General features: G+C 73.0%; 5 protein-coding genes. 3 read left to right on the top strand and 2 right to left on the bottom strand.

The window, feature by feature from the left end; translation table 11 throughout:
* Positions 1–379: 379 nt before the first annotated feature.
* Complete coding sequence (locus IRY44_RS23565) at positions 380–1057, bottom strand: hypothetical protein (RefSeq protein ID WP_194802387.1); 678 nt, start codon at positions 1055–1057, stop codon at positions 380–382.
* A gap of 69 nt (positions 1058–1126) precedes the next feature.
* Between IRY44_RS23565 and IRY44_RS23560 the strand changes: the two genes are divergently transcribed.
* From IRY44_RS23560 to IRY44_RS23550, 3 genes are read left to right on the top strand one after another with little or no spacing between them, the layout of a single operon-like run.
* Positions 1127–3745 (top strand): valine--tRNA ligase, encoded by a 2619-nt coding sequence (locus IRY44_RS23560; protein ID WP_194802386.1) that lies wholly within the window; start codon positions 1127–1129, stop codon positions 3743–3745.
* Positions 3746–3804: 59 nt separating this feature from the next.
* Positions 3805–5076, top strand: a complete 1272-nt coding sequence (locus IRY44_RS23555) for a folylpolyglutamate synthase/dihydrofolate synthase family protein (protein WP_228532680.1) — start codon at positions 3805–3807, stop codon at positions 5074–5076.
* The gene (locus tag IRY44_RS23550) at positions 5073–5498 is read left to right on the top strand and encodes a DUF4233 domain-containing protein (RefSeq protein ID WP_194802384.1); all 426 of its coding nucleotides are present in this window, start codon (positions 5073–5075) and stop codon (positions 5496–5498) included. Before IRY44_RS23555 ends, IRY44_RS23550 begins: the two co-directional genes overlap by 4 nt.
* Positions 5499–5519: 21 nt before the next feature.
* On the opposite strand, the gene IRY44_RS23545 is transcribed toward IRY44_RS23550, so the two are convergent.
* A complete protein-coding gene (locus IRY44_RS23545) occupies positions 5520–6863 on the bottom strand; it encodes a VOC family protein (protein WP_194802383.1) in 1344 nt (447 codons plus the stop codon).
* Positions 6864–6954: the final 91 nt, after the last annotated feature.

Here is a 6954-nt window from a genome sequence, read left to right as displayed (position 1 = left end):
GCGTTCACCCCCGGAAAACACCACCAGACCGGCCGCAAAGCTGGCCCCCGATGCGGGTAACGGAGTACCCCGGACCTAGCCACTTCGCCGTACTGGTGTGCCGGCCACCAGTACGCCGTAGTGGCTGCAACGGAGTGCCCCGGATCCAGCCACTTCGCCGAGCTGGTGAGTCGGCCCGCCGCTTCCCCGAGGGGGAGACACAACGGACTGTCTGGCATCCGGCCCACCTCCCCGAACAGGAGGGGCTGGGCGGCCATTACCCCGAGACCGGGGCATGGGAGGGACAGGGGCGCCGACACGGCGACGTGGCGGGGGCGGGGCAGGGCGTGTGCGGGCACCTCGGCGTACTGGCCCGGTGAGAGGGCGCCGAGGTCGCGGGTCAGCGGCTCTGGACGGACTCGCGGATCTCGCGGAACAGCGCCGCGGCGTCGTCGACCCGGCGGCCCGGGAACATGCCCATCACCACGCTGCCGTGGTCGGCCCACCCGCAGACCGCGAAGTCGCCACCGTCGCCGCTGGTCGTACCGCACTTCATCACGCCGCCCAGGCGGCCCGCGTCCACCTCGCGCAGCCCTGCCACCCGGCCGGTCTCGTCGGCCATCAGGCCGAACAGAGTGTCCAGGTCACGTTCGGGCTGCCAGAGCAGCGTGGTGCCGCCGAACAGCAGCACCGAACGCTTGGCGTCCCCGCGGTCGGAGTAGACGGCGCCGTAGCCGCGGTCCAGCTCGATGTCGGCGGCCAGTCCGTCGCGCAGGTAGTCGGCGGTGCTGCGAGCCCGTTCGCTGTCGTCCCGGACCAGCCCGGCCACCTCGGCCGGCTGACCGAGCGTGGTGTCCTTCTGCTGGACCACCCGCCAGCCGCCCAGCCCGAGCGCGCCGGCGCCGGCCAGGCCGGCCGCCAGCAGGGCGGCGAGGACGATCTTCCGGCGCCGGGACACGGGACGGCGTTCGGGCTCCTGCGCGGGATCGCGGCGGCTCAGCTCGATCGGCTCGTCGGTCAGCTCGACCGGATCGGGGCCCCCGTCGACCGGGCGCTCGGTGAGATGCGCGTCGGACATGACCGCCACCGTACGCGAATCACAGGTGGTGCACGTCGGGTCCCCGAAAGCGCTCCGTAGACTTTCAGAGTGACCGAGAGACTGGATGCCCGACGCCCCGACGCCCCGACCCTCGCCGGCCAGTACCAGCCCGGCGAGGTAGAGCAGCGACGGTACGAGCAGTGGGTAGCCGGCGGGCACTTCCGGGCGTCGGCGGACAGCGAGAAGCCGCCGTTCACCATCGTCATCCCGCCGCCGAACGTCACCGGCTCGCTGCACATGGGGCACGCGTTCGAGCACACGCTCATGGACGCGCTCACCCGGCGCAAGAAGATGCAGGGGTACGAGGCGCTCTGGCTGCCGGGCATGGACCACGCCGGCATCGCCACCCAGAACCTGGTCGAGCGGCAGCTCGCCGGTGAGGGGCTGTCCCGGCACGACCTCGGGCGGGAGAAGTTCGTCGAGCGGGTCTGGCAGTGGAAGGCCGAGTCCGGCGGCGCGATCCTCGGCCAGATGCGCCGGCTCGGCGACGCCGTCGACTGGGACCGTGAGCGGTTCACCATGGACGAGGGCCTGTCCCGGGCCGTGCAGACCATGTTCAAGAAGCTCTTCGACGACGGGCTCATCTACCGGGCCAACCGGATCATCAACTGGTGCCCGCGCTGCCTCACCGCGCTGTCCGACATCGAGGTGGAGCACACCGACGACGAGGGCGAGCTCGTCTCGATCCGCTACGGCGACGAGGTCGTGGTGGCGACCACCCGGGCTGAGACCATGCTCGGCGACACCGCGGTGGCGGTGCACCCGGACGACGAGCGGTACCGGCACCTGATCGGTACCGAGGTGGAGCTGCCGCTCACCGACCGGCGGATCCCGATCGTCGCCGACGAGCACGTCGACCCGAGCTTCGGCACCGGCATGGTCAAGGTGACACCGGCGCACGACCCGAACGACTTCGAGATCGGCCAGCGGCACGACCTGCCCTCGCTGACGATCATGGACGAGCGCGGCGTCATCACCGCGCCCGGACCGTTCCAGGGCCTGGACCGGTACGAGGCCCGCCCGGCCATCGTCGCGGCGCTGCGCGAGCAGGGCCGGATCGTCGCCGAGAAGCGGCCGTACCTGCACGCGGTCGGGCACTGCTCGCGGTGCAAGACGACCGTCGAGCCGCGGCTGTCGCTGCAGTGGTTCGTCAACACCGCCCCGCTCGCGAAGGCCGCCGGTGACGCGGTGCGCGACGGCCGGGTGAAGATCGAGCCGGCCGAGCTGGCCAAGCGCTACTTCGCCTGGGTCGACAACATGCACGACTGGTGCATCTCCCGCCAGCTCTGGTGGGGCCACCGCATCCCCGTCTGGTACGGCCCGGGCGGCGAGATCGTCTGCGTCGGCCCGGACGAGGAGCCGCCGTCCGGCGAGGGCTGGCGGCAGGACGAGGACGTCCTGGACACCTGGTTCTCCAGCGGGCTGTGGCCGTTCTCCACGCTCGGCTGGCCCGAGCGTACCCCCGACCTGGCGAAGTTCTACCCGACCAGCGTGCTGGTCACCGGCTACGACATCCTGTTCTTCTGGGTCGCCCGGATGATGATGTTCGGCCTGTACGCGATGGACAGCGTGCAGCCGTTCGACGTGGTGGCGCTGCACGGCATGGTCCGCGACGAGCACGGCAAGAAGATGTCGAAGTCGTTCGGCAACGTGGTCGACCCCCTGGACTGGATCGACCGGTTCGGCGCCGACGCCACCCGGTTCACGCTGGCCCGGGGCGCCAACCCCGGCCAGGACGTGCCGGTCAGCGAGGAGTGGTGCCAGGGCTCCCGCAACTTCTGCAACAAGCTCTGGAACGCCACCCGGTTCGCGCTGCTCAACGGTGCGCACACCGACGGCCCGCTGCCGGCCGCCGCTGACCTCTCCACCGTCGACAGGTGGATCCTGTCCCGGCTGGCGCACGTCACCGCCGAGGTCGACGAGCAGTTCGAGGCGTACGAGTTCGCGAAGGTCTGCGACCTGCTCTACCACTTCGCGTGGGACGACGTCTGCGACTGGTACGTGGAGCTGAGCAAGCCGGTCCTGGCCGAGGGCGGCCCCGCCGCCGACGCCACCCGCCGGGTGCTCGGGCACGTGCTGGACCAACTCCTGCGGCTGCTGCACCCGGTCATCCCGTTCGTCACCGACGAGCTGTGGGCCGCGCTCAGCGGCGGCGACACCGTACTGACGGCGTCCTGGCCGGTCGCCGACCGTACCCTGATCGACGACGCCGCGGAGAGCGAGGTCGGCACCCTCCAGCGGGTGGTGACCGAGGTCCGGCGGTTCCGGTCGGACCAGGGGCTGCGGCCGACCCAGCGGGTCGCCGCGCGGCTCGACGGCCTGACCGGCGCTGGCATCGCGGCGCACGAGCCGCTGGTCCGCTCGCTGGCCCGGCTGGACGCGCCGGGCGACGACTTCCAGGCGAGCGCCACGCTGGCCATGCCCGGCGCGGTGAGCGTCGCGCTCGACACCCGCGGCTCGATCGACGTGGCCGCCGAGCGCGCCCGGCTCACCAAGGACCGGGCGGCAGCCGAGAAGGAGGCCACCCAGGCGCGGGCGAAGCTGGACAATCCGGCGTTCGTGGGCAAGGCGCCCGAGCCGGTGGTGGCGAAGATCCGCGAGCGGCTGGCGGTGGCCGAGGCGGACCTGGTCCGGATCGACGCCGCCCTGGAGGCGCTTTCCTCGTGAACGACCGCACCGCGTTCGCCGAGGTGGAGGCCGCGCTCAACGCGCGCGGCTTCACCCGGATGCACTTCGAGCTGGAGAAGATCGAGACCCTGCTCGATCTGCTGGGCAGCCCGCAGCGGGCGTACCCGTCGATCCACCTGACCGGCACCAACGGCAAGACCTCGACGGCCCGGATGATCGACTCGCTGCTGCGGGCGTTCGGGCTGCACACCGGCCGCTACACCAGCCCGCACCTGGAGACGGTCCGGGAGCGGATCAGCCTGGACGGCGAGGCGGTGAGCGAGGAGCGGTTCGTGTCCACGTACCGTGAGATCGCGCCGCTGGCCGAGCTGGTCGACAAGCGGTTCGCCGAGCCGCTGACGTACTTCGACATGACCACGGCGCTGGCGTTCGCCACGTTCGCCGACGCCCCGGTCGACGTGGCGGTGGTGGAGGTCGGGCTCGGCGGCGCGGAGGACGCGACGAACGTCATCCAGGCCGGCGTCGCCGTGATCACCCCGATCGGGCTGGACCACACCGAGTGGCTCGGCGACACGATCGAGGACATCGCGCTGCACAAGGCCGGCATCATCCACCCCGGCGCCACAGTGATCGCGGCGGCGCAGGAGGAGGAGGCCGCCCGCCCGATCCTGGAACGCTGCGCCGAGGTCAACGCCACAGTCGCCCGCGAGGGCGCCGAGTTCGGCGTGCTGCGCCGCGCGGTCGCGGTCGGCGGCCAGGTGCTGACCATCCAGGGCCTGGGCGGAGTGTACGAGGAGATCTTCATCCCGCTGCACGGCGCGCACCAGGCGCAGAACGCGGCGGTCGCGCTGGCCGCCGTGGAGGCGTTCCTCGGTGCCGGCGCACGGCGGCAGCTCGACATCGATGCGGTCCGTGAGGGCTTCGCCGCGACCAGTTCGCCGGGCCGGCTGGAGCGGGTGCGTAGCGCCCCGACGGTGCTGCTCGACGGCGCGCACAACCCGCACGGGATGGCCGCGACGGTCGCCGCCGTGCAGGAGGAGTTCGCGTTCAGCAAGCTCGTCGGCGTGCTGGCGGTGCTCGGCGACAAGGACGCGGCGAGCCTGCTGGAACTGCTCGAACCGGTGCTCGACTCGATCGTGGTGGCGGAGAACAGCTCGGCCCGGGCGATGCCGGTGGACGAGCTGGCGGCGCTGGCGCGGGAGATCTTTGGGCCGGAGCGGGTGCAGGTGGCCCGGGAGATGCCCGACGCCATCGAGGCGGCGGTGGCGGAGGCCGAGTCGGACGTGCCGGGCGAGCTGTCCGGGGTGGGCGTGCTGGTCACCGGATCGGTGGTGACAGTGGCCGACGCCCGCCGGCTGCTCAAGCGATGACCGGCCCGCAGCAGCGCCCGACCGGCGCTGAGCAGCCGACGGGCCCGGAGCAGGCAGGCGGCTCGGAGCCGGTGGGCGGCGTGCGGCGGTCCGGGCTGCGGAACCCGGACAAGGCGGTACGCGGACTCGGCGCCGGCACGATGTCGCTGGAGGCGCTGGTGCTGCTGCTGGCCATCCAGCCGATCCGGGTGGTCGGCGGTGACCTGAGCGGCGCGGCGATCGGCGCGATCGTGACGCTGGCGGTCGCCTGTGTGGTGCTCGCCGGGATGATGCGCCGCCCGTGGGCATGGCACGCCGGCACCGTGATCCAGGGACTGCTGCTGCTCTCCGGGCTGCTGCACTGGTCGCTGTTCGCGCTCGGGGTGATGTTCGCGCTGGTGTGGGCGTACGCGCTGCACGTGCGGCGGGTCATCCTCGGCTGAGGACGGGCCGCCGCGTACCGCTCAGGCGTCGGCGAGGGTGCGCCACTGCGTCAGCGCGACACCGTGGCCGTCGGGGTCGCGGAAGGCAGCCGCCCACACCTCCAGCTTGGTGCCCCGGTTGACCACGCGCGGGGCGTACGTGAACCGGACGCCGGACTCGCGCAGCCGCTCGTACGCGCCCTGGATGTCGTCCACCTCCAGGTTGACGTGCACCAGGCGGCGGCTGATCGGGGCGGCGCCGGTCACCCGGCGCAGCACAAGCCGGGTCGGCCCGGAGGCGAGCACGGCGTTGCCCTCGCCCCGATCCAGCTCCTCGAAGCCGAGCTCCCGGTAGAAGTCGAGGGACCGGTCCAGGTCGGTGACGAGCAGCGTGATGCCGACGCCGCTGATCGGGCCGGCCAGCTCGTCCGGCTCGGCCGCGCCGGACGGGCCGAAGATCGCCTCGTCCAGTTCCTCGGGCGTCGGCGGCGCGTCGGAGCGCCGAGGGGCGTCCGCGGGGTCGTCAAGCGCCACGTCGATCGGGTCGATCTCGGCCGGCCCTGAGCCGGCCGGCCCTGAGTCGGCCGGCCCGGAGTCGACGAGCACTGTCTCGACCGGCACGGTGTCGACCGGCTCCTCGGCCGGCGAGCGGGGCGCCGGGGCGCGGCGGGGGAGCGGGTCAGGGCCGGCCGTGCGTTCGGCCCGCTCGACGAGCTGGCCCTCCAGCACCACCGGGCCGCCGGGGCTCTGGTGCAGCACCACCGGCTCGCGGTCCTCGGCCCGGGGCGGTACGTCGTCCAGGTACGGGTCCGGCGCGGGCGGGTAGTCGTCGCGGAAGTCGTCCTCCGGCGCGCGCCCAGCCCACGGCGGCGCCTCCTGCGCGATCAGCGGCTCGTCCAGCGGGTCCGGCTCGACGGCGTACTCGGGCGGCAGGTCGGCGACCGCGGCGGCGCTCTCGGCGTGCGTGGGCACCTCGTCCCAGAGCACGCGTACGTGCCGCTGGTCGTCCAGCGCCACCCGGACCGGCAGCGCCTGGCCCAGCGAGGGCCACTTGGCGACCGGCACCCGAGGCTCGATGATCTTCTTGGAGCGAGGCGGCAGCCCCGGCGCGTCGATCACCAGTTGCAGCTCGCACCGGCCGAACGCGTACTGGGTGGGCGGCTCGGAGGCGCTGTGCACGTGCCCCAGGCCGATCACCCAGGTGCGGCCGCCGCCGCGTACCGTGGCCAGGGCGATCGCCAGCACCAGCAGCGCCACGCCGAGCGCCACGATGGCCCAGCTGGTCATGCCGAGCCCGAACACGGTCACGAAGGTGGCGACGGTGCCCAGCACCGCCCCGATCAGTTTGCGTACCGGCGCGATCGTGCGGTTCCCGCCATTCGCCACAGTGGACCTCCCAGGGGTTCCAGGGCCAGGCTAGGCCGCCGCGGCGGGCCAGGGAAGACGCAGCCGCCGCGCCGGCGCCGGGACCGGGTCG

This window comes from Micromonospora sp. ANENR4 (genome assembly GCF_015354395.1).
In the GTDB taxonomy this organism is placed as follows: domain Bacteria; phylum Actinomycetota; class Actinomycetes; order Mycobacteriales; family Micromonosporaceae; genus Micromonospora; species Micromonospora aurantiaca.
The sequence above is the reverse complement of the archived record's forward strand: the minus strand, read 5'-3'. Positions and strand labels throughout refer to the sequence as shown.